Source organism: Rhizobium ruizarguesonis (genome assembly GCF_012349115.1).
In the GTDB taxonomy this organism is placed as follows: Bacteria; Pseudomonadota; Alphaproteobacteria; order Rhizobiales; family Rhizobiaceae; genus Rhizobium; species Rhizobium ruizarguesonis.
The window spans coordinates 78,981-105,007 of sequence record NZ_PQIG01000073.1; the positions used below are offsets into that span (position 1 = coordinate 78,981).

Consider the following 26,027-nt stretch of genomic DNA (forward strand, 5'->3'; position numbering starts at 1 on the left):
CCGCGTCATCGATACCGGAAGACCTGCTCGCGGAGGCTCTGCATCGTCGCAGAGCCTCCGCGGATATGATAAGATCAGGATGCATTGACCACGGGAGGGGAAAATGCGCCGAGTCCTTCTGTCTCTGATCCTTTGCGTGCAGTCCGTATCCATGTCGGCGGCGTCTGGGCATGTCGTCTTCCACACCGCTTCGTTCGGCAGCAGCCGCTCGGTCAGTCTCGGTCTGGCCGGGGGCGGTCCCGCCCGCGATCCCGCCTTTGATTTCGACGTCGTCATCACACTCTCGGAATTCGACGGTGGCGGGACAGTGATCTATCGGGACGGAGGAAGACACGAGGCGAGCGTGCGCTGCGTTTCGCCCGCCATGGTGCGGATCAATTCCGCCGACTATACGGTTGACGTGTCGGCGCGGTCGGGAACCGACTGGAAGCATGATCTCTGGGCAGCGCTCTGCACTGCTCCAGTTTCCTGAGCGGCATCTCGGCCTTGATTGATCGAGGGCATCAGGCCTTCCGGGGACGAACCTCCATGAACACGTATGGCGCGCCGGTTCCCGAGGGGACCGCATACACCGCATAGGACGCCTGCGGATCGTCGCCCATTCCCAAGGAGCCAGGTGGCATGCCCGGCACGGCCAGCCCTCGGACTGGCGGCCGCTCCTGCAACAGGCGTCGGACGGCCTCGAGCGGCACGTGTCCCTCGAGGTAGTATTTCTCGATGACGGCGGTGTGGCATCCCTGCACGTCAGCCGGCACGCCCAACCGCGCCTTGAGCGCTGCAAGGTCGTCGGTGTCGCGGGCGTCGACCGAAAATCCCGCTGCCGCCATTGCCTTCGACCATTCATGACAGCAGCCGCAGCTGGGATCCTTGTAGACCGTCATCTTCGCCGGCGCGGCGGCGTGTGCCCCTCTGCCAAAGAACGCCAGGGCGGATGCCGCCATTGTAATGAAGCTTCTCCTGTACATCGTCTCCACTCCTTGATGTCCTGCCGCCCGGATCGGGGCCGGGCGGCAGGAGCCCACTATTTTACTTCAGTGACGGTCAGCTTGCCATTCACGCGTTCGGCGACGAACTCGATGTTCGAGCCTTCCTTCAGTCTTTCGAGCAGAGCCGAGTCTTCGATCCGGAAGACCATTGTCATCGCAGGCATGTCGAGGTTCTTCAGATCCTCATGCTTGATGGTGACCTTCTTCGCCTTGGCGTCTACCTTGTTGACGACACCCTTGGTGAATTCCTGGGCGAAAGCACCGAAGGCCGCGCTGGCAGAGAGCAGGGCGGCTAGGCTGATTTTGATTATGGCAGTTTTCACGTTCGTGGCTCCTTTTTTGCGGATTATTTCCCAGCGACGGTGACGTCGCCGTGCATGCCGGCTTCGTAGTGGCCGGGGATCAGGCAGGCGAACTTGAACTCGCCGTCGGTGGTGAACTTCCAGACGATCTCGCCGGATTGACCGGCCGGAAGGCGGATGGAATTGGCATCGGCATGTTCCATCTCGGGGAACTTCTCCATGACCTTCTTGTGCTCCAGAATCTTGTCCTCCTGATCGAGCACAAATTCGTGGTCGACGGTTCCGGCATTCTTGATCGCGATCTTGACTGTCTGCCCCTTGCGGACATTGAAGACGGCAGGGGTGAATATCATCCTCCCGTCTTCGGTTTCCTTCATCGTGACGCGGACCGTCTGCGTCGCCTTGGCCCTGTCGCCGGGTTCTCCAACAGCCATTTTTTCACCGTGGCCGCCGGCGTGATTGCCGGAAGCCAGGGCAGGGGTTGCGAGGGCGAACAGCGCCAGTGCCATTACAAAGTTCTTCATGCGTAGATCCTTTTTGACGTGGGAGTTTTAGGCCTCAGCCGTTTGTCGGCTTCGGCGTGATTTGCGTCTTCGCGTCTTTGGTCCTGGTCGCGTCCGGTAGTTCGCCGGTCCACTCCCAGGCCTGTGTTCCCGGTGGGTTTTCGTACCAGCCGGGATCGGAGTAGTCGTCCGCCGAGATGCCCTCGCGGACCTTCACGACCGAGAACATGCCGCCCATTTCGATCGGACCATGCGGCCCCCAGCCGGTCATCATGGGAACCGTGTTCTCGGGGATGGGCATTTCCATTTCGCCCATGTCGGCCATTCCTTTGGTGCCCATGGGCATGTATTCCGGCTGCAGCTTCCTGATCTTCTCGGCGACCTTCGACTTGTCCGCACCGATGAAGGTCGGGATGTCGTGACCCATGGCGTTCATCGTATGGTGCGACTTGTGGCAGTGGATCGCCCAGTCGCCGAGGTACTTGGCATCGAACTCGTAGGCACGCATCGCGCCGACCGGGATGTCGATGCTGACCTCCGGCCACCGCGCTTCCGGCCGCACCCAGCCGCCGTCGGTACATGTCACTTCGAAATCGTAGCCGTGCATGTGGATCGGATGGTTCGTCATGGTGAGGTTGCCGGCCCGCACCCGCACCCTGTCGTTCCTGGAAACGACCAGCGGGCTGATGTCCGGAAACACGCGGCTGTTCCAGCACCACATGTTGAAGTCGGTCATCTCCATGATCCGCGGCACATAGGAGCCGGGATCGATGTCGTAGGCGTTGAGCAGGAAGACAAAGTCGCGGTCGACGCGCATGAACGTCGGATCCTTGGGATGGACGACGAAGAAGCCCATCATGCCCATGGCCATCTGCACCATCTCGTCGGAATGCGGGTGGTACATGAAAGTGCCGGATTTCACGAGGTCGAACTCGTAGACGTAGGTCTTGCCGACCGGAATGTGCGGCTGCGTCAGCCCGCCGACGCCGTCCATGCCCGATGGCACGAGCATCCCGTGCCAGTGGATCGTGGTGTGCTCCGGCAGCTTGTTCGTCACGAAGATGCGGACGCGGTCGCCTTCGACCGCCTCGATGGTCGGCCCCGGAGACTGTCCGTTGTAGCCCCAGAGATAGGCGGTCATGCCGTCTGCCATCTCGCGCTCGACTGGTTCGGCGACGAGGTGAAACTCCTTGACGCCGTTGTTCATCCTGTGGGGCAGGGTCCAGCCATTGAGGGTGACCACCGGCTGATAGTCCGGACCGGAGGCCGGGTGGAGTGGCGGCTGCATGTCCGCCGATTCCATTGTCGGTGCGTCGGGCAGGCCCATCGCCGACGTCTTCGTCCAGGCGGCTGCGGTGAGCAGAGTGGCGCTGGCTCCAAAAAGTTGTCGTCTGTTGAACATGGTGTGTCCTTTCTCAATGACCGCCGCCAGCGCTGCTTTCGGAAGCAGCGGCGACCTCGGTCTCTGCCGACGCCTTCGTCGCGCCGCCGCCGTAGATCGCAGGCGCGAGGTTGGCTTCGGCCAGCCAGAAGTCGCGCTTTGCGTTGACGGAGAGCAGGATGGAGTTGATCTTGTCACGGGTGTCGGTGAGCAGCTCGAAGGTGTTCGAGATCATGCCGTTGTAGGTCAGCAGGGATTCTTCCTCGACCTTGGTGCGCAGCGGTACGACGTCGTTGCGGTAGTGCCGCGCGATATCGTAGTTCGAGCGGTAGGCTTCGTATGCCGATCTCGCCTCCGACCGGACATTGACGGCCTTCTCCGCCAGCAGATTCGCCGCCCGCATGTATGCCACTTCAGCCTTGCGCATCCGGGCCTTACCCGTATCGAAGATCGGGATTGCGAACTCCAGTTCGACCTGAGCGGTCGTCCTGGTCCTCTTCTCGTCGTCCTCGATTTCCCGTTCCGTTTCGAAGCCCGTCAGGATTTCGAGGTCGGTGACATGGCGCGTTGCTTCGGTCAGGCCATACGATCTGGCAGTGGCTTCGAGTTCGAGCTTTGCGACCTGGAGGTCTATCCGATTTCGGAGTGCTTCGGCCTCGATGGTGTCTCGCCTGACGACGGACTTGGGTAGCGGGGGCAGGCCGTTGGGAACCTGGTAGTCCAGGTCAGTGCCCCAGAGGCCCATCAGCCGCGTCAACTCCTCCTTGGCGAGACGGGCCGCCAGCCGGGCCTTCGCTGTCTCTCCGGCGAGTTCAGCAACGAACACATGTTCGCGGGCCTGGGTGCCCTTGGTCATCGCACCGGTCTCGCCCAGCTTCTCCGCGAGCTCGGAAGCGGCGTCCGCCGCCTCCTGCGCGCGCTGCAGATGCCCGACGTTCTCCCAGGCCGCGACCGCGCCGATCCAGGCCCGCCGGGTGTCGGCGGCGACCTGAAGCGTCTGCACGGCCGCGGTCAGTTGCGACTGCCGAAAGCGAGTGTCGGCGATCGCGATATCCCTGTTCCTCGTGGCGAGCGCCAGGATGTTCGTCGTGATCATTCCCTCGATCGTCTTGAACGCCCCCAGCTCCGGCGTCCCCATGCCGGTCGTGCCGATGGAGACGGTCGGGTTGAGGAACATCGTCGACTGCCAGGCGTCAGCGGCGCTGTCGCCAAGATCGGCGTAGGCGGCCTGCAGACCCTTGTTGTTGAGCAGCGCGATCTGGACGGATGTTTCGACGTCGAGGGTCTTCCTTCGCGCGAGCAGACTTCTCACCTGCGCGGCCGCCGACCGGGCTTGGTTCTGGTTCTGGATCCAGACGGTCTCTTTCGCCGTGACAGTGGCGGTCTTGTTGAAAACGGCGGTGAAGCCCGCTTCCTTGCTGGAATAGTCGGCGTCCGTGGCGCAGCCGCTCAACACCAGCGGGAATATCAGCGCCACCATTGTTCTTCTAGGCTCGATCATGAGGCGTCTCCATTCGCTGGAGACTGCAGATCGTTCAGTCTACGCCATGGCTTGGGGTCGACGGGCTGCCTGGTGACGTAGCCCGAGATCGGCGACCGGTATGCGGCCGGGCGCGCGGACGGCTGTTCGACCGCTGCGGGGGACGCCACCACGTCGGGAGGAAGCGTGGATGCGCAGCTGCCGACAAGAAGCGGCAGCCCCACCACGAAGAGCGAGGGTTTCATTATGAAATTTCCGAATAAGAGATAGCCTACGGTGCGCCCGCCCGAATGCGGGGCAGGCGACCGACTGGACCCGATCGAGCGGGCGCGTCTCTATTCAGATATTGGGGGGACGGTGGAGAGGCGGAAGTTCCCCAAGGGTCGTCCGGTCGTCAATAAATTCCCGGATGGAATTCACGATGGGTCCGCCGACGTCGGGACCTTCACAAGTGATGCCAAGCCCGCCGCAGAAATCCTTGCAGCATTCCTGCTTGACCAGCTTCGATACGCCATCGGCATCATTGGAGGTGTCGCCATGCGAATGGTCGTGACGGGCCGTCTGCGCCGTGTCGTGGCCCTCGTGGGACGGTGTCAGGTCCGAGGCGACGACGTCCAGCTTGGGAAACGAGGAGCCGTGCATCGCGGCGTTGGCATTCGACAGCGAGTACCCCGCCAGTGATACGATGATCACCAGCCGCATCATCAGGAGCAGCTTGCTCAATATGATTCGGTACATCTTGCCCATGCCCAACGAGCTACATGCAAAGCAGCTCGATTTCAATTGCCGACCTCTTTGTCCTCGATGTTCGGGTCCTTTATGTGGCGAACATCACGCAAGGCAGCCGGAATTGGTTCGATCGGAAGGTGAGGAGAGGGGCGAGGGCGGTGACGATATTGCCGATGCAGTCGGGGCCGGCGCTGGTTTCCAGTCAGCGAGGAGGCGCTCCAACATCCGTCCCTTTGGCCACTTTACAGATTGTCGGCTGACCGCTTCCGGCGCGGCAGCAGCATCCGGTCGACCGTCTCGTCACGGACGACGAGCGTGTGCCAGATCGCCGCGGCGAGATGCAGCGCGACCATCGCCAGGATGATCCTCGACCCGACAACGTGGTACGGCGCAATCCCGAACCAGAAGTAGCTCGCGACGAATCCCATGCAGGCCTGTCCGATGATTGCGGCGTAGAAGGCGTGATGAAGCGTCGCGGCGGCTCGCCCGGTCCATGTGCCGGGCGCGCCGGTCTCGGGCGGGTGAAGGACACGAAGAACCAGGCGTACGCCCATCAACAGGCCGATCGCCATTCCCGCATAGTTGTGGAGCTGGTGTTGGAAGACGTCCGAAGGCGATGGCATCATCCCCATGTGGACGGCGTGGTGGATTCTCCCGATGCTGCCACCCGTCAGATACTGGACTGGCACCATGAGGGCGATCAGCCAGTGAAGCCCTATCTGGGCCAGCGAATAGCCACCTTTCATCAATCCTCTCCCAGCGAGAGCCGCAGACTAATCGGCGGCGGTTAACGCTTCCTGATCGGGCCGTTGCCAAGCCGCCACAGAAGGCTGCGCATAGCGCGCCGAGAGCTGCCGCAAGATGGCGGTGTGATCGGAGAGAGTGTTCGCCCTTTTGCTGCCCAGATGAGAACGGATATCGGTAAGCAAGCGGCATGATCTTGGATTCGGAACGCAGCTTTATGGGACGGACCATATTCGTGAACATATTCGGACTGCTCGCCGTCGTGGAAGCTGTGCTGATCACGGCAGTCCCCCTGCCGGCAGCCGAGGATGTCGTGGCTCTTCGGCAGGCGGACATGAAGGCCATGGCCGCGGCGGCAAAGACGATCTCCGGCATGTTCAAGGATCCGACGAGCTACAACGCTGCCGAGTTCAGGTGGGCTGCCGACACGATCCGCGAAAGGTCGGGCATCGTTCTCTCGGGACACTTCGCGTCCGAGACCGCCAGTCCTCAGTCGAAGGCCGGGCCGAACATCCTTAACGAGCGCGACCGGTTCGACCGTATCGCCAACGACCTGCGCGACTACGCCGTCGCACTGGATGCCGCCGCGCAGAAAAACCCCGGGCCGATGACTGCCAGCATGCGCATGAAGCCCGGAGAGGCCATGGGCGGCGGTCCTTTCGGTACTCACGTCCGCAACGAGCAGGAGCTGCTGGCAATGCCGGCGGAACACGCGTTCCACCTCATGCTCCAGACCTGCACGACCTGCCACGCCAAATTCAGGATGGAATAAGGGCGATCATGCGGGACCGGGAATTGCTCGCCTTGTTCAAGCGTCCGACCTTTCAAGCACGCCTCATGCGCTTCAAACAGCCATGTTCGACGCTGCCGACATCACTTCCCGAGGGGCAGGACCGCCGAACATATGGCGGCCATCCTCCTCGACTTCGGTGAAACACCAGCGCACGACGCCATCCCGATCGAGCAGGAATTCGCCGACGAGTTGGCCGTGGCCGGTGGCGTTCATCTGCTTGTCATCCTCGGTAAATTCATAGCCATCCGCCTTGTCGAGGAATTCCATCGCTGCCATCAGGTCCATGGGCGCTGGAAGCTCGCCCGGCATGTCGATGCGCATCGACGTCACCGCATCCATGCTGATCTTGTGCGGCCAGTCATTCTCGGCCTCGGTGAACTGAAGATTCGGCAGGCCGAAGGCCCTGTGCGATACCCGTTCCGGGTCCGAGGCCGCCAGCAGATTGGGAAGCGGATGGTAGCGGAAATAGAGACGGGCACGCTCGATCGGCGTGTTGACGACGGTCAGGCTGTCGATGCCTTTCTCCTGCAATGCGTCGGTGAGTTCCGCCATGGCGGCAATTTGCCGGCGACAGAACGGGCAATGCAATCCGCGGAACAACCCGACGAGCACCGGCTTCTGGCCGCGAAAATCGTCGATGGCGACCTTGCCCTGGCGGGTGATCGCATCCAGCACCACGTTCGGCGCGCGATCTCCCGGCTGCAATGGTCTTGCGGCGTGGTTCTCCTGCATGTTTCGTTCCTCCATTTATGTCTTTGAATCGATTTGCCAAATCGATCTCCGGCGATCACTGCAACGAGGACAGGTCAGTCGAGAAACGGCAAGACGACGAGCGTGCCTGGATCGAGGTTGTGGCGGATGCACACATCCTGTGCCAGCGTGAAATACCGTTCCGCCTCGTCCATGTCGTCATGCTCAAGGCTGAGTGTCGCCAAGCCATCATAGCACGGAAAGAGCAGTTGCGGTTCATCAATTTCCTTCGCAACCTCAAGGGCTTCTTCGTAATACTTACGAGCTAGCTTCGGCTGCCCGTGGCATTGATGAATCTGGCCCAGCACGATCAGCGGCACGGAGAGATGGTCGCGCTGATCGAGCGCACGGTCGATTTCGACAGCCTTTTCCGCAGCCGGAACACCCTCGGCGGCGCAGCGATCGGTGAAGGTGCAGCAGGCAACTGCGAGGTTGGCGAGAAGGCGCGCCTGGAAGCCGAGATCGCCGATACGGGTCGCAAGCTCTAGTCCGCGCCGGCAGATCTTGATGGCGTTGGCCGGATCGACAATCGTGTAGAGAACGCCGAGGTTGGAATAGGCGCGGCAGGCAGCACTTTGCAGATCGGCCTTTTCGGCGACCGAGAGGCTGCGCTCCACTTCCTGCACGGCCTCGCGGCGACGTCCTAGCCGCGCAAAGGCCGCACCCTTGGTGTTCAGCGCCTCCGCCATCGCTCGCGCTGTCTCCCGTCCGGCCTCGGTGGTCCCGTCGATCGGCAGCGTTTGCAGGCATTGCAGTGCCTGCGTCGCCCACTCGGCGGCAGCGGCCTGATCCCCCATGCGGAAGGCCAGATGGCCGCGCTCCTGCAGGACATGTGCACGTTCGACCGGCGCATCGATTGTTGCGATTATCGCTTCGGCTTCGGCCAAATGTGTCTCCGCTTGATCGCGGCGTCCTGCATCGAGATGCAAACGGCCGACCTTGCGCAATATCCGCGCTGCGGCGATAGGGTTGTTGTTGCGGTGGATCGCAAGCGCTCGCTGATAGTGGATCAAGGCAGCGTCGCGCAGGCCGGCGGGACCGCAGAGATCGGCAAGACGCTCCAGCAGCGCGAGTTGCTCTGGTGTTACCTCCGCCTCGTTTGCGAAGGCCGCAAGGGCCTGACGGTAGAGGCGCATTGCATCATCATTGGCGTAGACCTTGCGCGCCAGATCGCCCGCCGCCATCAGATAGGTGGCGCCCTTGGCCTTTTCTGTGGTCAGGCTGAAGTGATGGCCGAGCTGCGCCAGGTGTTCCGGCCGGTCGGGCGCTAAGCCATATTGACGTTCCAGAACCTGACCGATCCGTCGATGAAGCTCCATGCGCCGCTGCAGCAGGAGATTGTGGTAGATGACGTCGTGCATCAGCGTCTGGCTGAAGCGATAGCCCGGCGACCCTCCGGCATCCGGCCCGCGCAATTCCTCGATGATATTGGCATCGCAGAGATGATCCAATGCAGCATCGATGGCGGCCGGGTCTGTGGCGATGGTGCGGAGCAGGGCGGTATCGAACTTCGGGCCGACCACCGCCGCCTCTTGCGCCAACCGTCTGATGTCCTGTGGCAGACGATCGACGCGGGCAAGCAACAGGGCCTGCAGGTTCACCGGGATATCGATATCCGTGTCTTCCGCTGCGACATGCCAGCGCTGGCCGTCATTGTGCAACGTGCCCATGTCGATCAGCACCCGAAGGATTTCTTCGATGAAAAGCGGATTGCCGCCGGCGCGGTCGAGGATGCGCTTGCGCATCGTTACCGGCAACTTGCCATGATCCACGCCAAAAAACGCAGCAAGCAGCTTCTGCCCGTCGGCCGCAAAGAGTGGGGCAAGACGCTGCACGGTGACGCTGACACGATTGGAGTCCAGTGGGTCGGTCTGCGATGTCGGCCGGTAGATCGCCAGCAGCATCAACCGGCTGCGCTCCAGCCGGTCCATCATGAAGCGAAGCACCTCCAGCGAGGCGGCGTCCGCCCAGTGCAGATCCTCGATGACAAGCAGCAGGGGACCTTGCGCCAGCCGCCGCTCGAAGACGGTTCGGACGGCATAGAAGATCTGCCGCCGCAACTGCTCCGGCTCGATGTACCGCAACGCGCCATCGGGATCGCCGAGGCCGAGGACATGCAGAAAGAGCGGCAGAAGTCCCTCGACCTCTTCCTGCGTCAGGTCAAGCGCGCGGAACCCCGTTGCCAGCAATTGCCGCGCCCTGTCGAGATCGTCCCGCTCGCCGATGCCGTAGGCGCTACGCACGACCGCGCCGAGCGTGCCATAGGATTGTTCGCCGAGCGGAGAGCAGGTCGCTTTGCGGATGGCGAGGCCCTGGAAGCGGGCAGCACTGCCGGCAATCGCGACGAATTCGTTGACCAGCCGCGACTTGCCGATGCCCGCTTCGCCGATCAGGCGGACAAGTTGCGCCGCACCACCGCAGGCAAGGTCGAGGCATGTCAGCAACCGCGACATTTCCGTATCCCGTCCGATCATCGGTGCCTGAAGGCCGAGACTTTCGAGCCCGCGCGCCGTATGCGGCGCTTCCGACAGCCCTGTCAGCCGATGGACAAGGACGTTTCCGCTTTTGCCGCGCAACGCCTGCGCGCCGAGACTCTCGAAGGCAAAGGCGTGGCGGGTGAGGCGATAGGTCAGCGGCCCGACAAGGATATCGTTTTCGCCGGCCATGGATTGCAGGCGTTGGGCGGTGTTCACCGTGTCGCCGGTCACGGAATAGGATTTTGCACTGACCGCACCGAAGCCGCCGGTGACGACAGGGCCGCTATTGATGCCGATATGCAGACGCAGCGGGACGCCGGCGCGGGCGTGCCAGCGCTCGCCGACTTGCGTCGCCCGACCGATCATATCAAGTGCGGCACCAAGCGCCCGGACCGGATCGTCCTCATGAGCGACCGGCGCGCCGAACAGCGCCAGCAGCGCATCGCCGACAAACTTGTCGACGAAGCCGCCATAAGCCTCGACCGCCTGGGTCATCTCTTCGAACAATTCGTTCTGCAGCACCCGCATGACTTCAGGGTCGATCTGCTCGCTCAACGTCGTGAAGCCGCAGAGATCGGCAAAGAGCACGGTCACCGGCCGCCGGTCGGCGTCGCCCTCCGATTTAGACAGTACCGCCTCGATCTTCAGCTTCGATGCGGGTTGCGCTGCGCCTGGTATCAACGCACCACATCGGGGGCAGAAGGCAAAATCGGGCTGACAAGCATAGCCGCAGGCGGCGCAGGTAATAGGTTGCTTTGCGCCGCATCGCGGACAGAAAGCAAAACCGCTCTGAATATCGAACCCGCAGCCGCTACACTCCATCGGACGCATCTCACGAAACCCCGATGTACGGCTATTTCAGCCGCAACCAGCAGGCCTCAGACAGGGGACAAGCATGAACCTGCTGCCCCAGGCCCGCAAGCACTAAACAAGCGGCGGATCTGGTGACAGCTTCGGCAGCTTGAGAACGGGGATCTTGGCGTCATGAGCATTCACGAACGGATGGACTTACCGGTGCGGCTGCCGCAGGATTGCACGGCTTTTGCTGTTTGGGGTGTTCGATCATCCGCCGTCACTGCGGATGGGCGTCGGCGAGCCTTGCAACCCGGCAGTCAAAGAGCACCGGCCGGTCCACGTTGATCATCTCCTCGATCCTGGCATCCAGTTCGCTGGGGCTCTCGCAACGAAGGCCGACAGCGCCATAGGCTTCAGCAAGCTTGGTGAAATCGGGCAGCGAGGCCGAATAAGCGCGCGATCGACCATTGCCATCCGGTACCTGACCCCATTCTCGCGCCATGCCCGGATGCTCATCGCTCAAGATGAAGATCTTGATCGGCGCTTGATGCTGTATCGCCGTCGACAGCTCTTTCATCGTCGTTTGCACCGACGCGTCGCCGGCAATATCGATGACAAGGCGGCCGGGATGTGCGAGCTGCGCGCCCAGCGCAGCAGGAAGTCCGAAGCCCATCGTCCCCAATCCCCCTGAGGTAATCCAGCGATTGGGTTTGTCGAAACCGAAGAACTGCGCCACCCACATTTGCTGACCGATCTCCGTGGCGATGATTGGGTCGTGCGGCTTTGTCAGCGCATGCAGGCGCTCCAGGGCATGTTGCGGCATGATTGCATGGTCCAGCCGCTCGTAGGAAAACGAATGGTGGGCTCGCCAATGATCGATCTGCAACCACCACGCCCGCAACCGCTTCTGGTCGGGCATAGTGGAAAGCGACCGCCAGGCATGGATCATGTCCGCCAGCACATGCGCGGCGTCGCCCTGAATGCCGATGTCGACGAGAACGCCTTTGTTGAGCGACGAGGCATCGATATCGATCTGGATTTTCTTCGAGTGAGGCGAAAACTCCTGGGGACGCGAGGTCGCAAGGTCGTCAAACCGCGCGCCGATGGCGATCATCAGGTCGCAATCGCCAATTGCCATATTGGCTTCATGCGTTCCGTCCTGTCCGGCGACTCGCAGCCAGTTTGGCCCGGTGGCGGGATAGGCTCCAAGCCCCATGACGGTCGATGTTACGGGAAAGCCGGTGAGATCGACGAACTCACGCAACAATCTCGACGCCTCCGGTCCGGAGTTGATGATGCCGCCGCCCGTATAGGTGATGGGTCGTCGGGCTTCGGCCATCAATGCGACAGCCGACCGGATCGCGTTCTGATCGCCTTGCACTGCCCGCTGGTAGCTCGGCAGCAGAGCTACCTTGTCAGGTGCAACGTAGGTCCCGCTGGCGAAGAGCACGTCCTTCGGCATGTCGACGAGAACAGGACCGGGCCGACCGGCCGCCGCGATCCGGAAAGCCAGATGGATCGTTTTGGCGAGATCGTCGATGTGTTGGACGAGGAAATTGTGCTTTGTGCAGGGGCGGGTGATGCCGACCGTATCGCATTCCTGAAAAGCGTCCGTGCCGATCAGGCTTGTCGGAACCTGACCGGCGAGGCAGACGATCGGAATGGAGTCCATAAGGGCATTCTGCAGCGCCGTGATCGCATTTGTAACGCCCGGTCCCGATGTCACCAGCATGACGCCGACCTTTCCCGTCGAGCGGGCATAGCCTTCGGCTGCGTGGCCGGCGCCTTGCTCATGGCGCACCAGGAAATGTTTGATGTCCTCCTGTTGGAAGATTTCGTCATAGATCGGCAGCACCGCTGCGCCGGGATAACCGAAAATGTGTTCGACACCGTTTTCGCGCAGCGCTTGCAGAACGATCTCGCCGCCGTTCATGCGACGATCAGAAGGGTTGTTTAGAGAAGAGTTGGCTTTCTCGCCGGTCATATCTGGGTTCCGTCGTGAGTGAGGTGATGGGTGCGACGGGGCATAAAAAAAGGCCCCGTCAGGGACCTGTTTTCGGCGCATGGGTGGCTATTGCCGGACGATCAGATCGTCCTGCCCATGCGCGATATCACCACTACGAGAACCACTGCGATTTTCATGGGCAGTAGAGCTAGCTCCAAATCTACACGTCGTCAACGTCGTCTCTGCGCAGATTGTATCTGTGGTTGAGAATATTTGAGATCAGTGGTTCGATCAGTGACGACCCAAGGGCAGGGGCGATCCGTTCGCCAGCCTATCGACCAAAGGCAAGCTCTGCTCGTTCTATCGCTCGGGAAGCGATTTCGACCACTTCCTCCAATGTGCGCCGGTCAGGCGTTCCGAGCCAGCCGGCAACGAATTGAAGATCAGGCAGTTTGGGGGAGATATCGAGGGCCACCAGTCTTCCGGCCGCGAGTTCGAGCGCGACAATGGCGGGCGGAATAACAGCAATGCCCAAACTGTCCAATGCCATGCGGATCAGCGTGGCGAGCGACGAACTCGCGTAGATTCTGGGCGTCGGCAGGGCGGGATCTGAAAACAATTCGGTTACCTGCACATAGGGCTGGGTGTTGCGCGCGAAGGTGAGGATGGGCCAACGCGCGATTTCCTCCAGCGAACCGTCCTTGAGATCGGCCTTGACCTTCGGGCTGGCGACAAAACTCACCGGAAACCGGCACAGTTGGCGTTGAATGACGGCAGGAGCGCTCAATGGCCCGACCAGAAACGCCAGATCGATTTTCTGCTGGAGCAACCGCTCGCGCAGATTGGTCGAAATATCGACCTCGATCTCCAGCGCAAGCTTGGGGTAGGTGTTGCTCACCTGTTCGAGGAAGCTCGGAAGCCACGTGTGGACGATCGTCTCTGCCACACCCAGCTTGAATGTACCGCCGAGATGGGTTCGGTCGGCGACCGCGTGGAGCATTTCGGCCCGGAGCCGAAGCAGCCGGTCGGCATAGGTCAGCACCTGTCGTCCGGCGGGCGTGACCGACAATGTCCGGCTAGACCGATCGAATAGCTGGGTCCCGAGTTCCTCCTCCAACTGCGCCACCCGAACGGAAATGGCCGGTTGGGTCGTGTTCAGCTTTTCGGCAGCGGCTCGGAAGCTCTCAAGCTGCGCAATCCACAACACCGTTTCCAGCGCCTTGAAATCCACCATGCATCGTTCCTCTGATAAATAGAATTTATCGATATTCATGAAAAATGACAATTTGAAATTATCGCGTTTTTGCCGATGCTTGTATCCGAAGAAAACGAGGTGTCTCCATGAACATAGTATCGAACCGTCAGGAGCAGACTTTCTCCAATCCACTCGCCATGCGGGCCGCCTCCAGGAATGGCAGCTGGACGAAGGAAACAAGTGGCACCGCCCCCGGCTACGTCCAAGCCAATCTCGCCATCCTGCCGAGCGTGCTGGCGGATGATTTCCTGCGCTTTTGCGTGCGCAATCCCAAGGCATGTCCGCTTGTCGGCATATCCGAAAAAGGCTCGCCGCGCATTCCGGACCTGGGCGTCGATCTCGACATCCGGACGGATGTGCCGAGATACCGCGTCTGGGAAGATGGCGAACTGGCCGCCGAGCCAACTGACATTAGCGATCTCTGGAGCGACGACCTCGTGGTCTTCGCCATCGGCTGTTCGTTCTCGTTCGAAGAAGCGCTGATCGCAAATGGCATAGGGCTTCGCCACGTCGCCGAAGGGCACAATGTCGCCATGTACCGGACGAATATCGAATGTGTCCCGGCGGGACCGCTTTCCGGCCCGATGGTCGTCTCCATGCGGCCGCTCGCCCCAGCCGACGCCATCCGGGCGGTCCAGATCACCTCGAGAATGCCGGCAGTGCATGGCGCACCCGTTCACATCGGCTTACCCGCGTCCATCGGAATTATGAACCTCGAGCGACCAGACTACGGCGATCCGACCCGCATCATGCCCGACGAAATGCCGGTCTTCTGGGCATGTGGGGTGACGCCGCAAGCCGTCATTGAGGCCGCCCGCCCGAAATTCGCAATCACGCATGCGCCCGGCTGCATGCTGGTCACGGACAAGCCGAACGCGGCCCTCATCGCTTTCTAAGGCGTGATGCCGAAAAACATGAGCGGTTTTCGGATAACACCATGCTCCAACTATCTAATTTAGAACAGGATTGGACAATCACGCCCCGCCAATAAGAACTGGGAAAATCGCGGGGCCATGGCAAACTCAACAACGAAAAGGGGAATGACATGACAGACAACTACGCCGTCTCAACGCGTGCCGAGCCGCGAAGCTGGTATGGTGAACTGACGCAGCCGGGGAAACGCACATTCTGGGCGTGCTTTTCCGGATACGCGCTGGATGCGTTCGATGTCCAGATCTACAGCCTCGCAATACCGGCGATCATTGCCACGCTTGCAATTTCCAACACCGATGTCGGGATCATCGCCACGGTGACGCTTCTTGCCTCCGCGCTCGGCGGCTGGTTTGCCGGCATTCTCGCCGACCGCTTCGGGCGGGTGCGCACCTTGCAGATCACGGTGATCTGGTTCACCGTATTCACCTTCCTCAGCGGCTTTGCCCAAAATTTCGAACAGCTTCTCGTATGCCGTGCGCTGATGGGGCTTGGTTTTGGTGGCGAATGGTCGGCCGGCGCGGTGCTGATGGCCGAGGTGATCGCAGCCAAGCACCGTGGGAAAGCGGTCGGCATGGTGCAAAGTGCCTGGTCTGTCGGCTGGGGTGCGGCCGTTTTGCTGTCCACCATCCTGTTCAGCCTGATGCCGCAGGAAGAGGCCTGGCGCGGGCTCTTCTGGGCTGGGCTGGCACCGGCCATTCTCGCCATCATCGTGCGGCGGTTCATTCGGGAGCCGGAGGTCTACACCGCCTCGCAGAAGAAGCTGCAAGCCTCCGGCGAGGTCGTGCGCATCACCGAAATCTTCGCCCCCGCGATGCTCGGCCGGACCATGCTGCTGTCGTTGATGACCACCGGTGCGCAAGGCGGCTATTATGCAATCGCCACCTGGCTGCCGAGCTTCCTCAAGACGGAAAGGCACTTGAGCATCATCGGTAGCGGCGGCTACCTCGCCGTCATCATCATCGGCTCGTTCTTCGGCTATGTCACCGGCGCCTATTTGTCCGACATCATCGGCCGCCGCAAGAAGTTCATGCTGTTTGCGATCGGTGCGATGGTCACTGTCATGATCTATACCTACCTGCCGATCAACAACACGCTGATGCTGTTTCTCGGCTTCCCCCTGGGCTTCTTCGCTTCCGGCATCTTCGCGGGAATGGGCGCCTTTCTGACCGAGAATTTCCCGACCCGCACGCGTGCGGCAGGGCAGGGCTTCACCTATAATTTCGGCCGCGGCGTCGCCGCCCTCAACCCGACGCTGGTGGGCATCGCGACGGCTACCATGCCGCTCGGCAAGGCAATCGCCATATTCGCCGTCGTCGCCTACCTGCTGGTCATCATCGCCGCTTTCATCCTGCCCGAGACCAAGGGCAAGGAACTGGCAGCCGACTGACGCCTTGCCGGATTGCGGCAGGCGCTGCAATCCGCCTCTTTCCCAAATCGATGAAACAAGGACCGTGCTTTCCGCGCGGATGGTCAAGTCATGAGTGAATCACACTGGGATTTCTGGATCGATCGCGGCGGCACGTTCACCGATGTCATCGGACGCGACGCCGAAGGCCGCCTGCATGCCCGCAAAATGCTGTCCGAAAATCCCAGCGCCTACCGGGATGCGGCCGTCGCCGGCATAAGGGCGTTGATGGGCCTTGATGCGAGTGAACCGATACCGGCCGGCGCCATCGGCGAGGTGCGCATGGGAACCACGGTTGCGACCAATGCCCTCCTGGAGCGCAAGGGCGAGCCAACTGCCCTCATCACAACGCGCGGCTTCCGCGATGCGTTGGAGATCGGCTACCAGGCGCGGCCCGATATTTTCGCCAAGCACGTCGTCAAACCGGAACTGCTCTACGGTTTCGTCGCCGAGATCGACGAGCGCGTTCTGGCCGATGGCGAAGTCGAGAAGGAATTGAACGAAGAGGAAGCCCGCAAAGCCGTCGAAGAGATCGCCGCACGTGGCTTCAAATCCATTGCCATCGTGCTGATGCATGCTTACCGCTATCCAAGCCATGAGCAGGCGATCGCTGCCATCGCCCGCCAGATGGGCTTTCCGCAGGTTTCCGTCAGCCACGAAGTTTCGCCGCTGGTGAAATTCGTCGGTCGCGGCGACACGACGGTCGTCGATGCCTATCTTTCGCCGATCCTGCGCCGCTATGTGGCGCAGGTGACGGAAGAACTCGATCTCGAGCGGACCGGAGCTCGGTTGACCTTCATGACCTCGTCGGGCGGATTGACCGCCGCCAGCCTGTTCCAGGGCAAGGACGCCATTTTATCCGGACCTGCGGGCGGTGTGGTCGCCCTTGCGCAGACCGGCGCGGAAGCCGGTTTTGCAAAAGTGATCGGCTTCGACATGGGCGGCACCTCCACGGATGTTGCCCATTTCGACGGAGAATATGAACGGACATTCGAAACCCAGGTCGCCGGCGTGCGCATGCGCGCACCGATGATGCAGATCCACACGGTCGCAGCCGGCGGCGGATCGCTCCTGCGCTATGACGGCGCGCGTTTCCGCGTCGGCCCGGAATCTGCCGGCGCCCATCCAGGCCCCAAGGGTTACCGCAGGGATGGGCCACTTGCCGTCACCGATGCGAATATCATGGTCGGCAAGCTGATACCCGTCATGTTTCCGGCGATCTTCGGTGAAAGCCAGGATCAGCCTCTCGACTACGCTGTGGTCAAGACCGCCTTCGACGCACTCGCCGAGGAGATCGGCGATGGGCGCAGCGGCGAGGAGGTGGCCGACGGCTTCCTGAAGATTGCCGTCGCCAATATGGCGGAAGCCGTGAAGAAGATCTCGATCGCACGGGGATACGATGTCAGCACCTATGCCTTGAACGCCTTCGGCGGGGCGAGTGGCCAGCATGCGTGCCTGGTGGCGGATGCACTCCGGATGACGAAAGTCCTCGTCCATCCATTCTCAGGCCTGCTGTCCGCTTATGGCATGGGGCTTGCTGACATCCACGCCATGCGCCAGGCCTCGCTCGATCTGCCTCTTCATGCCGAGAGCATCCCGGCAATCGTCACGGCAGCGCAGCCATTGTCAGAAGCGGCGTTCCGCGAGGTCCGTGAACAGGGCATCGATGCCTCCGAGATCACTGTTCATCTGCGGCTGCATATCCGTTATGCCGGTGCCGACACCGCATTGGAAACCACCGCTGCCCGGATCACCGCGACAGAAGCCGGCATTGCGCCAAGCCATTTTGACGTCGATGCGCTGAAACAGAGCTTCGAAGTCGCGCACAAGTCCCGCTTCGGTTTTGTCGATCATGACAAACCGATGATCGTCGAGACGCTCGCCATCGAGGCGGTCGGGGGAGGCCGGAGCGTGGAACCGGAGGCAAACGCAGTCACCAGCAATGTCCGTCTCGATCCCGCCACCCGCACGCGCTTCTTTTCCGAGGGGCGGTGGCACGCGGCGCCGGTCTATCGCCGCGAGCAACTTTCCTCCGGAAATGTCGTCGAAGGTCCGGCCCTGCTGATCGAGCCTAACCAGACCATCGTGATCGAAGACGGCTGGACAGGCACGCTGACAGCCAAGGATCATATTGTCCTCGAACGCAAAATCGCCAGATCGCGGTCACTGGCGCTCGGCACGGCGGCTGATCCGGTCATGCTCGAAATATTCAACAACCTCTTCATGTCGATCGCCGAGCAGATGGGCTTCACGCTGCAAAACACGGCATCGTCCGTCAACATCAAGGAGCGGCTCGACTTCTCCTGCGCGATCTTCGATCGTCATGGCGCGCTCGTCGCCAATGCCCCGCATGTCCCGGTGCACCTGGGGTCGATGGATCGCTCGGTGGAGGCGATCATCACCGGCAATCCGGTCATCCATGCCGGCGATGTCTTCGCCATCAACGCACCCTATAACGGTGGCACACATTTGCCTGACGTCACGGTCTGCACCCCGATTTTCGACGCCGAGGGCAATGAAATCTTGTTTTGGGTGGCATCCCGCGGCCATCATGCCGACATTGGCGGCATCGCGCCGGGATCGATGACGCCGAACGCCCGCACCATCGATGAAGAGGGCGTCTATATCGACAACTTCAAGCTCCTGGACCGGGGCCGTTTTCGGGAGGCTGAACTTGCCGAACTGCTGACGGGAGCACTCCACCCGGTGCGCAATCTCGGCCAGAACATCGGGGATATCAAGGCGCAGATCGCCGCCAACCGTAAGGGCGCCGACGAACTCGGAAAGATGGTCGATCAGTTCGGCCTCGACGTCGTCGAAGCCTATATGGCGCATGTGCAGGACAATGCGGCAGAAAGTGTCCGCCGCTTGATCGCTCGCCTTGACGATGCCGAATTCACCTATCCGATGGACCAGGGATGCGAGATTAAGGTCCGCATCAGCATCGACCGCACGAAACGCGAAGCGACGGTCGACTTTACCGGCACATCGCAACAGCAGCCGGACAATTTCAATGCCCCGGAACCGATCACCCGCGCGGCGGTCCTCTATGTCTTCCGTGTCCTCGTGGAAGACCATATCCCGATGAATGCAGGCTGCCTGCGGCCGATCAGAATCATCGTCCCGGAAGGGTCAATGCTTGCACCTCGCCGCCCGGCGGCAGTCGTCGCCGGAAACGTCGAGGTGAGCCAGGCCGTCACCAATTGTCTCTTTGGGGCGCTCGGTAAGCTGTCGTCGTCACAAGGGACGATGAACAATCTGACCTTCGGAAATGAGACGCACCAATATTACGAAACGCTATGCTCGGGCGCTCCGGCAGGCGAGGGGTTTTCAGGCGTTGCCGGCGTTCAGTCCCATATGACGAATTCGCGCCTGACGGATCCGGAAATCCTCGAACTGCGCTTTCCCGTCGTGCTCGAGGATTTCCACATACGCGAAGGTTCAGGGGGCAAAGGACACTGGAACGGCGGCGACGGCACCAGCCGCACGATCCGTTTCCGGCGCTCGATGGATTGCGCGATCCTCTCCGGGCACCGCACCGTCAGGCCGTTCGGCCTCGCCGGCGGCGAAGCGGGCGAAACCGGCAGAAACCTCGTGCGCCGGCTCGACCAGAAAATCGAGCTGCTGCCAGGCTGTGCGCAGACGCGGCTTGATGAAGGCGAGGCGATCACCATCGTCACCCCGACCGGCGGCGGCTATGGGGCTCCACTCAGCGGATGAGTGGCCCGGCGCGAACCCAGTTTCTACGACGAGGTATGGGCGCCATCGAGGATCTGTCGAGCCTCGGCCCGCGGCGCCGCGACGGAATGCCGCTTAACGAGCGAGCATTCGAGCTTCGCAATGGGATAGCGCTTCCCGGGCACACTTTCCGGGTTGAGATGTTCGATCGCCCATTGTCCCATGGCAAGATGTGGAAGCACCGAAGTCGTCAGCGGGGGGACGAGATGTCGTGAAATTTCTTCGTCGTCATAACCCACCACCGACATGTCCTGGGGAATGCGAAGCCCTGCATCCTTGAGCGCCTCGTAGCACCCGATGGCGGTGCGGTCGTTCTGGCAGAAGATCGCGGTGGGCGGCTCTTTCAGAGCAAGCAGTTTCATCGTGGAGGCATAGCCGGCACCGGCCGACCAGTCGCCTTCAATGACCAATTCCGGATCGAAGGGTATATCGGCGGTCGCAAGCGCGCGGCGATATCCTGTCAGCCGGTCCTGCGCAGCCTGCATCCAGATTTCGCCAGTGATCGTCGCGATACGATGGTGTCCGTGCGTGATCAGATGCCGGGTGGAGCTCTGCCCTCCCGCGATCTCGCTCGGCACCACGGCGGGAAAGGCATGGTCCGCCGTATAACAGTTCAGCAGGACCGTCGGGATGTTGAGCTTGCTGACATAGGATGGAAGCTCCACCTGGCGGGTATAGATCGTCATATATATGAGCGCCGATATGCCTCCGTTCGTCAACGCCTCGATTGCCCTCGGCTCCATGACGGGGTCACTGAGCGTCTGGGTTACCAGAAGGACATTGCCGGCGTTCCAGGAGGCTTGCCGCGCGCCTTCGATCGCAACGATCGCTTCCGGGCTGGTGGCGAGTTGATCCACGGCGAAACCGATGACGTTGTCCAGTCCCGAATAGGAGGCCTTCGTCGTATAGGTCTTCTCCATGTAACCGAGCGCGCGCGCCGCCTCTAACACGCGATCGCGCGTCTGCTGTGAGATGCGGGTACCGGGCGTGTCGTTGAGGACGAAGGAGACGGCCGCTTGCGAGCAGCCAGCCGCCGCCGCGATGTCCATCATCGTCACGCGCACAGGCTTATTTTGGGTCTTGGGTTTTCGCATTCGTGGAAACTGTCTCTGCTTGGGATAACCGGTCAGGGTGATCGATCGTCGTTTTTGCTAATTAATATTAGCATCTATCTGAAAGCGCTGGCAATTGCATGAATTATTGCAACACTATCAGTTATTGGCCAATGCCAGTACAAAATTGCCATCATAACCACCGCGCGATGAAATGTTTTGATCTGCATTGATAATACTATTTACTAATTAAAATTCTTGTATACCGTCAGGGGGCGATCGGAACCTATGCACTCGTCGCTTTGCGACGGCCCTGGGAGGGGGCGCATCCGGCCGGCCGTAAATCGGAAACGGGCCCGTGCAACTGCGGCCCCTCGGGAGGTGTATTATGAAACAGCTGAAACGCAATGCAGCCTTGTTTTTCGCCGGGTTGATGCTGAGCGCGGCGCCGATTGCCGTATCGCATGCTGCCGACAAGCCGACACTTGCATTTGTCGTCAATGGCGCATCCGACTTCTGGAAAGCCGCAGAGGCGGGCGTGAAGAAGGCGCAGAGCGAGATGCCAGACTACCAGATGGAGCTGAAGTACCCTGAGCAGGCATCGGTTGCCGTTCAGCAACGGCTTATGGAAGACTTGGTCAGTGCCGGCGTCAAGGGGGTCATGGTCTCCGCGGTCGATCCCAAGACTCAGACGGACGGCTTGAACAAGATCGGCTCGCAGACTGCTCTCTTCACGACCGATAGTGATGCGCCGCAGACCAACCGCGTCGCCTATATCGGCTCATCGAATATCGACGCCGGCATGCAGGCCGCCGAAATCGCCAAGAAGGCGATGCCTGACGGCGGCAAATGCATCGGTTTCGTCGGTCTGCTGGGCGCCGACAATGCCAAAGAACGCATCCAGGGCATGAAGGACGGCCTGAAGGGCACGAAGATCGAGCTGACAGATGTACGCGGCGACGATATCGACCAGACGCGCGCAAAGAAGAACGTCGAGGACGCGCTGGTGGCCAGCCCCGACGTCACCTGCATGGTCGGCTTCTACTCCTACAATACGCCGCGCATCTATGAAGCGCTGCGCGACGCCGGCAAACTCGGCCAGATCACCGTCGTCGGCTTTGATGACGATCCGATCACGCTCGGCGGCGTCAAGGAAGGCACGATCGCAGCGACCGTCGTGCAGCAGCCGTTCGAGTGGGCCTATCAGGGCATGAAGCTGATGGCGTCCTATCTCAAGGGCGACAAATCAGGCGTTCCCAGCAACGGCTTGATCATCATCCCGACGGTGATCATCGGCAAGGATGACGTTGACAAGTATGCCGCCAGCCTGAAGGCTATGTCTGGAAAATAACCCTCCTTCGCGGCGGAGGCACTTGCCGCCGCCGCGAAAGATGTCTCATGCCGACAGCATTAGCAGCCATGGACAGGCGATGAACCACAGCTCCGACATCCCGTCACCGGACGCGCTTGCAACGCCATTCCTGTCGCTTTCCGGCGTTGGCAAGACCTATCCGGGCGTCGTTGCGCTTGAGGGCCTGTCGATCGACATCATGCCGGGAGAGGTCATTGGCCTCGTCGGCGAGAACGGGGCTGGAAAATCGACGCTGATGAAGATTCTTGGCGGCGTGATCGCACCCGACCGAGGCACGATCCTGCTCGACGGCGCAGAGCTTCGTTTCCTCACTGTGGAATCGAGCATCGCATCCGGCATCGCCTTCGTACACCAGGAACTCAATCTCTTTGAGAATCTCGACGTTGCTGCCAATATCTTTCTGGGCCGCGAACCGCTGAAGGCGGGACCTTTCAAGCTCGTCGATCGCGATCGACTGCGAGACATGGTGAAGCCGCTCTTGAAGCGGGTAGGGGCTCATTTTTCCGCCGACACACCCGTGGCATCGCTTTCCCTTGCCGAGCAGCAGATGGTGGAAATCGCCAAGGCGCTGTCCATCAACGCCAGGCTCGTCATCTTCGACGAACCCACGTCCAGCCTGCCGCTGGCCGAAACCGAGCGGCTCCTGAGCATTATCAAATCGCTGAAAGCCGATGGCATCAGCGTAATTTTCATCTCGCATCGCCTTCACGAGGTTGAGCGCGTGGCAGACCGGGTCATAGTTCTGCGCGACGGCACGCTTGTGGGCACGCTCGCCAAGAAAGACATCGGCCACGACCAGATGGTCAAGCTGATGATCGGACGCGTGCTTGCGGCCCGGACCGCAAAACCGCAGCGCTCGCCCGGCTCGGTTGCACTGAAGGCAAGCGGCGTGCGCACCGAGGCCTATCCGGGCCGTCCCGTTGATCTGGAAATCCGGTATGGAGAAATCATGGGGCTTGCAGGGCTCGTCGGGTCGGGCCGCACCGAGCTTGCAAGGGTGCTCTTCGGCATTGACCGGAGCTACGGCGGAGCCATTCTGCAGGACGGGCGGCAAATTGCGATCAGGTCTGCCCGGGACGCCGTCGCTCGTGGCATTTTCCTGGTACCGGAGGATCGCAAGCGCAACGGCATTCTTCTTGATTTCCCGATCGCCCAGAACGTAACCCTTGCCGATCTCCCCAAGCTCTCCAGCCGCTTCATGCTTTCTGCTGAGCGGGAGAGGGCGGCGGCCGAAAAGCAGCGCGTTCGCCTCGGTATCAAGGCGCCCTCCGTTTCGACGCGAACCGGCACTCTATCCGGCGGCAACCAGCAGAAGGTGGTGCTTGCCAAATGGTTGTCGATGAGCCCGAGGGTGATGATCTTCGACGAGCCGACGCGCGGCATCGATATCGGCGCGAAGAACGAGATCTATGGCCTGATGCGAGCGCTTGCCGATGCCGGAGTCGCGGTCCTGATGATCTCCAGCGACATGGAAGAGGTGATCGGCGTTTCCGACCGCATCGCCGTCATGCACGAGGGCCAGATCGCCGGCATATTGGAAGAGGACGAAATCAGCCAGGAAAGCGTCCTTTTGCTTGCCGTCGGCAAAAGGGTAAAATAGGGGCTGCGGCCAATAGAAATAAGTATCGGGGGATGGATCTCGAATGATCAAAAAAGATCTCGGACTGCTGCTTTTGATCGTCGTCGTGGGCATCGTCGTCGCCATCATCAACCCGCGCTTCCTGCTGCCGATCAACCTGGCCAACACTGCCAACCTGATCGGCCTGTTCGGCATCCTGTCGATCGGCCAGGCCTTTGTCATCATCACAGGCGGTATCGAGCTTTCCGTCGGTTCGCTCGTAGCGCTTCTCGGCGTGCTGTTCGTCGATTTCATCGCGGTCCAGGATATGTCATGGATGCTGGCGCTGCCGCTCATTCTCGTGCTCGGCGCGGTCATAGGTGCCGTCCACGGCTGGCTGATCACCCGGCTCAACCTGCAACCCTTCGTCGTCACCCTCTGCGGCCTCCTGATCTATCGTGGGGCAGCGCGCTTCTATACGGCCGACGGGACGGCGGGCTTTGCTTTCGGCCAGAATTTCCCAGACCTCGAATTCCTGACCGCCGGACGGTTTTACGGCGTTCCCAACACCTTCATCGCACTCGTCATCATTGCCGTGGTCATGTGGATTATGCTGCATCGCTCTGTCTTCGGGCGTTATCTTTACGCGATCGGGAAGAACGAGGAGGCCGCCCGCTATTCCGGTATCCGTACCGGCCGCATGGTCATGTCGGCCTATGTCATCTGCGGGCTGCTGACGGCGCTATCGGCAATTTATTTCGCCATGTACACGCGCTCGATCTCGCCGGCGAGCCATGGCCAGTTCTACGAACTCTACGCGATTGCCGCTGCCGTACTCGGCGGCTTTTCGCTTCGCGGCGGCGAGGGGTCGATCGTCGGCGTCGTGCTGGGAACGGTCCTGCTCCAGGAGTTGCAGAATCTCGTGAATCTACTGGGTATACCCTCGTCTTTGAATTTCGCGGTCATGGGTGGCGTGATCCTCATCGGCGTCCTGATCGACCAACAATGGCACGCGATCCGCGCAAAGCGCCGCCTCGTCTTTGCCGCCCGGCAGACCGAAACCCGTCTTTCGAACGAAGGCAGTTTGCCAGTGGTTGCCAATCAGGACTAGGTCAGTGCATGGGGCCATGCGTGTCATGACCTTGGCCCGTTGAGACAATCCGTTTTGCAAGATCAGATCGGGCGGGTGAGGGGCACCGAGCCATCGATCTGGATCAGTTCACCGAAACAATCGCGCCGGCCGTGCGGCTGGAAAACCGGCTTCTTGCGCTCGCGTCGCGAGACCCATATGCCGGCCTCGGTCATCCATTGCCGCAGCGTCTCCTTAGCGACCGAAATCTGATGCAGTTCGATCAGCTTCTCGCGAGCCAGCGTCGGACCGAATCCAGATAGCGTTCGCGGATGAGATCCAGCGCCGCATTGCGAAACTCCTCGCTGTGGCACCGATTGTGGTCTCGATCGCTTCTTCGAAACCAGGCCGGCCGCACCGGAATGGTCATAGGCCTGCGCAGCCTGTGCATCTGACTTCGGCTGAGCCCAAGCAGCTCGGCGGCCTGGGTGACACTCAGGCGCTGATCACGGATCTTCTGAATAACGTCGAGGCGATGCAATTCTTTCTGCGACGTGGTGATCATAAAGGACATGACGACTCCGACCGCTCTTGGTCTCGACCAGGCTGGAGGTCGTCGTCCTTGCTCCCAACGTTGGCATTGACCAGAACCTCGAGAGGCGAGACTGTCGCATTACTAAATAGAATGTGCCATCCTACAAACATTGTGGCGGGGAAGTTGGAATGTCCGTTTGTGTGCAAAGTAGAAGTGTCACTTTGG

At 61.0% G+C, this 26,027-nt stretch carries 21 protein-coding genes and 1 pseudogene; 8 read left to right on the top strand and 14 right to left on the bottom strand.

Features of this window, described 5'->3' with window-relative positions:
* The first annotated feature begins 103 nt into the window (after nucleotides 1-103).
* Nucleotides 104-472, top strand: coding sequence for a hypothetical protein (locus C3Y91_RS13980; RefSeq protein WP_018069540.1), 369 nt, complete (start codon nucleotides 104-106; stop codon nucleotides 470-472).
* A 31-nt stretch (nucleotides 473-503) separates the two neighbouring features.
* Here the strand turns inward: C3Y91_RS13980 and C3Y91_RS13985 are convergent, their stop codons facing one another.
* The 8 genes from C3Y91_RS13985 to C3Y91_RS14020 form a co-directional block, all read right to left on the bottom strand.
* Nucleotides 504-965 carry a DUF411 domain-containing protein gene (locus C3Y91_RS13985; protein ID WP_018069539.1) on the bottom strand — a complete coding sequence of 154 codons (462 nt, stop codon included), beginning with the start codon at nucleotides 963-965 and terminating at the stop codon, nucleotides 504-506.
* A 56-nt stretch (nucleotides 966-1,021) separates the two neighbouring features.
* Entirely contained in the window at nucleotides 1,022-1,309 is a 288-nt protein-coding gene (locus C3Y91_RS13990) for a copper-binding protein (RefSeq protein WP_018069538.1), read from the bottom strand.
* Nucleotides 1,310-1,332: 23 nt separating this feature from the next.
* Nucleotides 1,333-1,812: a cupredoxin domain-containing protein gene (locus C3Y91_RS13995; protein WP_018069537.1), complete on the bottom strand. Its 480-nt coding sequence runs from the start codon at nucleotides 1,810-1,812 to the stop codon at nucleotides 1,333-1,335.
* Nucleotides 1,813-1,846: 34 nt separating this feature from the next.
* Nucleotides 1,847-3,193, bottom strand: a complete 1,347-nt coding sequence (locus C3Y91_RS14000) for a multicopper oxidase family protein (protein WP_018069536.1) — start codon at nucleotides 3,191-3,193, stop codon at nucleotides 1,847-1,849.
* 13 nt (nucleotides 3,194-3,206) lie between these two features.
* Entirely contained in the window at nucleotides 3,207-4,673 is a 1,467-nt protein-coding gene (locus C3Y91_RS14005) for a TolC family protein (protein WP_026170701.1), read from the bottom strand.
* Nucleotides 4,670-4,897, bottom strand: a complete 228-nt coding sequence (locus C3Y91_RS37910; protein ID WP_018069534.1) for a hypothetical protein — start codon at nucleotides 4,895-4,897, stop codon at nucleotides 4,670-4,672. The genes C3Y91_RS14005 and C3Y91_RS37910 overlap by 4 nt, the downstream gene beginning before the upstream one ends.
* 94 nt (nucleotides 4,898-4,991) lie before the next feature.
* Nucleotides 4,992-5,399 (bottom strand): hypothetical protein, encoded by a 408-nt coding sequence (locus C3Y91_RS14015; RefSeq protein ID WP_174827027.1) that lies wholly within the window; start codon nucleotides 5,397-5,399, stop codon nucleotides 4,992-4,994.
* Between the two features lie 224 nt (nucleotides 5,400-5,623).
* Nucleotides 5,624-6,127 carry a cytochrome b gene (locus C3Y91_RS14020; RefSeq protein ID WP_018069532.1) on the bottom strand — a complete coding sequence of 168 codons (504 nt, stop codon included), beginning with the start codon at nucleotides 6,125-6,127 and terminating at the stop codon, nucleotides 5,624-5,626.
* Nucleotides 6,128-6,342: 215 nt separating this feature from the next.
* Between C3Y91_RS14020 and C3Y91_RS14025 the strand changes: the two genes are divergently transcribed.
* Nucleotides 6,343-6,897 carry a cytochrome c gene (locus C3Y91_RS14025; RefSeq protein WP_168575464.1) on the top strand — a complete coding sequence of 185 codons (555 nt, stop codon included), beginning with the start codon at nucleotides 6,343-6,345 and terminating at the stop codon, nucleotides 6,895-6,897.
* Between the two features lie 72 nt (nucleotides 6,898-6,969).
* On the opposite strand, the gene C3Y91_RS14030 is transcribed toward C3Y91_RS14025, so the two are convergent.
* The 4 genes from C3Y91_RS14030 to C3Y91_RS14045 all read right to left on the bottom strand — a co-directional run bounded on the left by C3Y91_RS14030 (nucleotide 6,970) and on the right by C3Y91_RS14045 (nucleotide 14,119).
* Nucleotides 6,970-7,650, bottom strand: coding sequence for a peroxiredoxin-like family protein (locus C3Y91_RS14030; protein WP_018069530.1), 681 nt, complete (start codon nucleotides 7,648-7,650; stop codon nucleotides 6,970-6,972).
* Nucleotides 7,651-7,724: 74 nt separating this feature from the next.
* The gene (locus tag C3Y91_RS14035; RefSeq protein WP_168575467.1) at nucleotides 7,725-10,967 is read right to left on the bottom strand and encodes an adenylate/guanylate cyclase domain-containing protein; all 3,243 of its coding nucleotides are present in this window, start codon (nucleotides 10,965-10,967) and stop codon (nucleotides 7,725-7,727) included.
* 250 nt (nucleotides 10,968-11,217) lie between these two features.
* On the bottom strand, nucleotides 11,218-12,924 hold the full coding sequence (ilvB, locus tag C3Y91_RS14040) for a biosynthetic-type acetolactate synthase large subunit (protein ID WP_024322016.1): 1,707 nt from the start codon (nucleotides 12,922-12,924) through the stop codon (nucleotides 11,218-11,220).
* A gap of 292 nt (nucleotides 12,925-13,216) precedes the next feature.
* Nucleotides 13,217-14,119: a LysR family transcriptional regulator gene (locus C3Y91_RS14045; RefSeq protein WP_024322017.1), complete on the bottom strand. Its 903-nt coding sequence runs from the start codon at nucleotides 14,117-14,119 to the stop codon at nucleotides 13,217-13,219.
* A 107-nt stretch (nucleotides 14,120-14,226) separates the two neighbouring features.
* Here C3Y91_RS14045 and C3Y91_RS14050 point away from each other — a divergent pair, with 107 nt between their 5' ends.
* The 3 genes from C3Y91_RS14050 to C3Y91_RS14060 all read left to right on the top strand — a co-directional run bounded on the left by C3Y91_RS14050 (nucleotide 14,227) and on the right by C3Y91_RS14060 (nucleotide 20,198).
* Complete coding sequence (locus C3Y91_RS14050; protein ID WP_024322018.1) at nucleotides 14,227-15,036, top strand: putative hydro-lyase; 810 nt, start codon at nucleotides 14,227-14,229, stop codon at nucleotides 15,034-15,036.
* Nucleotides 15,037-15,185: 149 nt separating this feature from the next.
* Entirely contained in the window at nucleotides 15,186-16,460 is a 1,275-nt protein-coding gene (locus C3Y91_RS14055; RefSeq protein WP_168575465.1) for an MFS transporter, read from the top strand.
* A 90-nt stretch (nucleotides 16,461-16,550) separates the two neighbouring features.
* Nucleotides 16,551-20,198 carry a hydantoinase B/oxoprolinase family protein gene (locus tag C3Y91_RS14060; protein ID WP_168575466.1) on the top strand — a complete coding sequence of 1,216 codons (3,648 nt, stop codon included), beginning with the start codon at nucleotides 16,551-16,553 and terminating at the stop codon, nucleotides 20,196-20,198.
* A 23-nt stretch (nucleotides 20,199-20,221) separates the two neighbouring features.
* On the opposite strand, the gene C3Y91_RS14065 is transcribed toward C3Y91_RS14060, so the two are convergent.
* A complete protein-coding gene (locus C3Y91_RS14065; RefSeq protein ID WP_024322020.1) occupies nucleotides 20,222-21,310 on the bottom strand; it encodes a LacI family DNA-binding transcriptional regulator in 1,089 nt (362 codons plus the stop codon).
* 346 nt (nucleotides 21,311-21,656) lie between these two features.
* Here C3Y91_RS14065 and C3Y91_RS14070 point away from each other — a divergent pair, with 346 nt between their 5' ends.
* The 3 genes from C3Y91_RS14070 (at nucleotide 21,657) to C3Y91_RS14080 (ending at nucleotide 25,309) form a co-directional block, all read left to right on the top strand.
* Nucleotides 21,657-22,619 (top strand): sugar-binding protein, encoded by a 963-nt coding sequence (locus C3Y91_RS14070; RefSeq protein WP_018069522.1) that lies wholly within the window; start codon nucleotides 21,657-21,659, stop codon nucleotides 22,617-22,619.
* Nucleotides 22,620-22,698: 79 nt separating this feature from the next.
* On the top strand, nucleotides 22,699-24,240 hold the full coding sequence (locus C3Y91_RS14075) for a sugar ABC transporter ATP-binding protein (protein ID WP_024322021.1): 1,542 nt from the start codon (nucleotides 22,699-22,701) through the stop codon (nucleotides 24,238-24,240).
* A 43-nt stretch (nucleotides 24,241-24,283) separates the two neighbouring features.
* Nucleotides 24,284-25,309 carry an ABC transporter permease gene (locus tag C3Y91_RS14080; protein WP_018069520.1) on the top strand — a complete coding sequence of 342 codons (1,026 nt, stop codon included), beginning with the start codon at nucleotides 24,284-24,286 and terminating at the stop codon, nucleotides 25,307-25,309.
* Nucleotides 25,310-25,395: 86 nt separating this feature from the next.
* On the opposite strand, the pseudogene C3Y91_RS14085 reads toward C3Y91_RS14080, so the two are convergent.
* Nucleotides 25,396-25,841 (bottom strand): annotated as a pseudogene (locus tag C3Y91_RS14085) (helix-turn-helix domain-containing protein); the annotation flags it as partial.
* Between the last annotated feature and the right edge of the window lie 186 nt (nucleotides 25,842-26,027).

Excerpts from the sequence above, each read along its gene's own strand:
- C3Y91_RS13980 (WP_018069540.1), top strand. The coding sequence starts at position 104 with ATGCGCCGAGTCCTTCTGTCTCTGATCCTTTGCGTGCAGTCCGTATCC.
- C3Y91_RS13985 (WP_018069539.1), bottom strand. The coding sequence starts at position 965 with ATGTACAGGAGAAGCTTCATTACAATGGCGGCATCCGCCCTGGCGTTC.
- C3Y91_RS13995 (WP_018069537.1), bottom strand. The coding sequence starts at position 1,812 with ATGAAGAACTTTGTAATGGCACTGGCGCTGTTCGCCCTCGCAACCCCT.
- C3Y91_RS14000 (WP_018069536.1), bottom strand. The coding sequence starts at position 3,193 with ATGTTCAACAGACGACAACTTTTTGGAGCCAGCGCCACTCTGCTCACC.
- C3Y91_RS14005 (WP_026170701.1), bottom strand. The coding sequence starts at position 4,673 with ATGATCGAGCCTAGAAGAACAATGGTGGCGCTGATATTCCCGCTGGTG.
- C3Y91_RS37910 (WP_018069534.1), bottom strand. The coding sequence starts at position 4,897 with ATGAAACCCTCGCTCTTCGTGGTGGGGCTGCCGCTTCTTGTCGGCAGC.
- C3Y91_RS14015 (WP_174827027.1), bottom strand. The coding sequence starts at position 5,399 with ATGGGCAAGATGTACCGAATCATATTGAGCAAGCTGCTCCTGATGATG.
- C3Y91_RS14020 (WP_018069532.1), bottom strand. The coding sequence starts at position 6,127 with ATGAAAGGTGGCTATTCGCTGGCCCAGATAGGGCTTCACTGGCTGATC.
- C3Y91_RS14025 (WP_168575464.1), top strand. The coding sequence starts at position 6,343 with ATGGGACGGACCATATTCGTGAACATATTCGGACTGCTCGCCGTCGTG.
- C3Y91_RS14030 (WP_018069530.1), bottom strand. The coding sequence starts at position 7,650 with ATGCAGGAGAACCACGCCGCAAGACCATTGCAGCCGGGAGATCGCGCG.
- C3Y91_RS14035 (WP_168575467.1), bottom strand. The coding sequence starts at position 10,967 with ATGGAGTGTAGCGGCTGCGGGTTCGATATTCAGAGCGGTTTTGCTTTC.
- ilvB (WP_024322016.1), bottom strand. The coding sequence starts at position 12,924 with ATGACCGGCGAGAAAGCCAACTCTTCTCTAAACAACCCTTCTGATCGT.
- C3Y91_RS14045 (WP_024322017.1), bottom strand. The coding sequence starts at position 14,119 with ATGGTGGATTTCAAGGCGCTGGAAACGGTGTTGTGGATTGCGCAGCTT.
- C3Y91_RS14050 (WP_024322018.1), top strand. The coding sequence starts at position 14,227 with ATGAACATAGTATCGAACCGTCAGGAGCAGACTTTCTCCAATCCACTC.
- C3Y91_RS14055 (WP_168575465.1), top strand. The coding sequence starts at position 15,186 with ATGACAGACAACTACGCCGTCTCAACGCGTGCCGAGCCGCGAAGCTGG.
- C3Y91_RS14060 (WP_168575466.1), top strand. The coding sequence starts at position 16,551 with ATGAGTGAATCACACTGGGATTTCTGGATCGATCGCGGCGGCACGTTC.
- C3Y91_RS14065 (WP_024322020.1), bottom strand. The coding sequence starts at position 21,310 with ATGCGAAAACCCAAGACCCAAAATAAGCCTGTGCGCGTGACGATGATG.
- C3Y91_RS14070 (WP_018069522.1), top strand. The coding sequence starts at position 21,657 with ATGAAACAGCTGAAACGCAATGCAGCCTTGTTTTTCGCCGGGTTGATG.
- C3Y91_RS14075 (WP_024322021.1), top strand. The coding sequence starts at position 22,699 with ATGAACCACAGCTCCGACATCCCGTCACCGGACGCGCTTGCAACGCCA.
- C3Y91_RS14080 (WP_018069520.1), top strand. The coding sequence starts at position 24,284 with ATGATCAAAAAAGATCTCGGACTGCTGCTTTTGATCGTCGTCGTGGGC.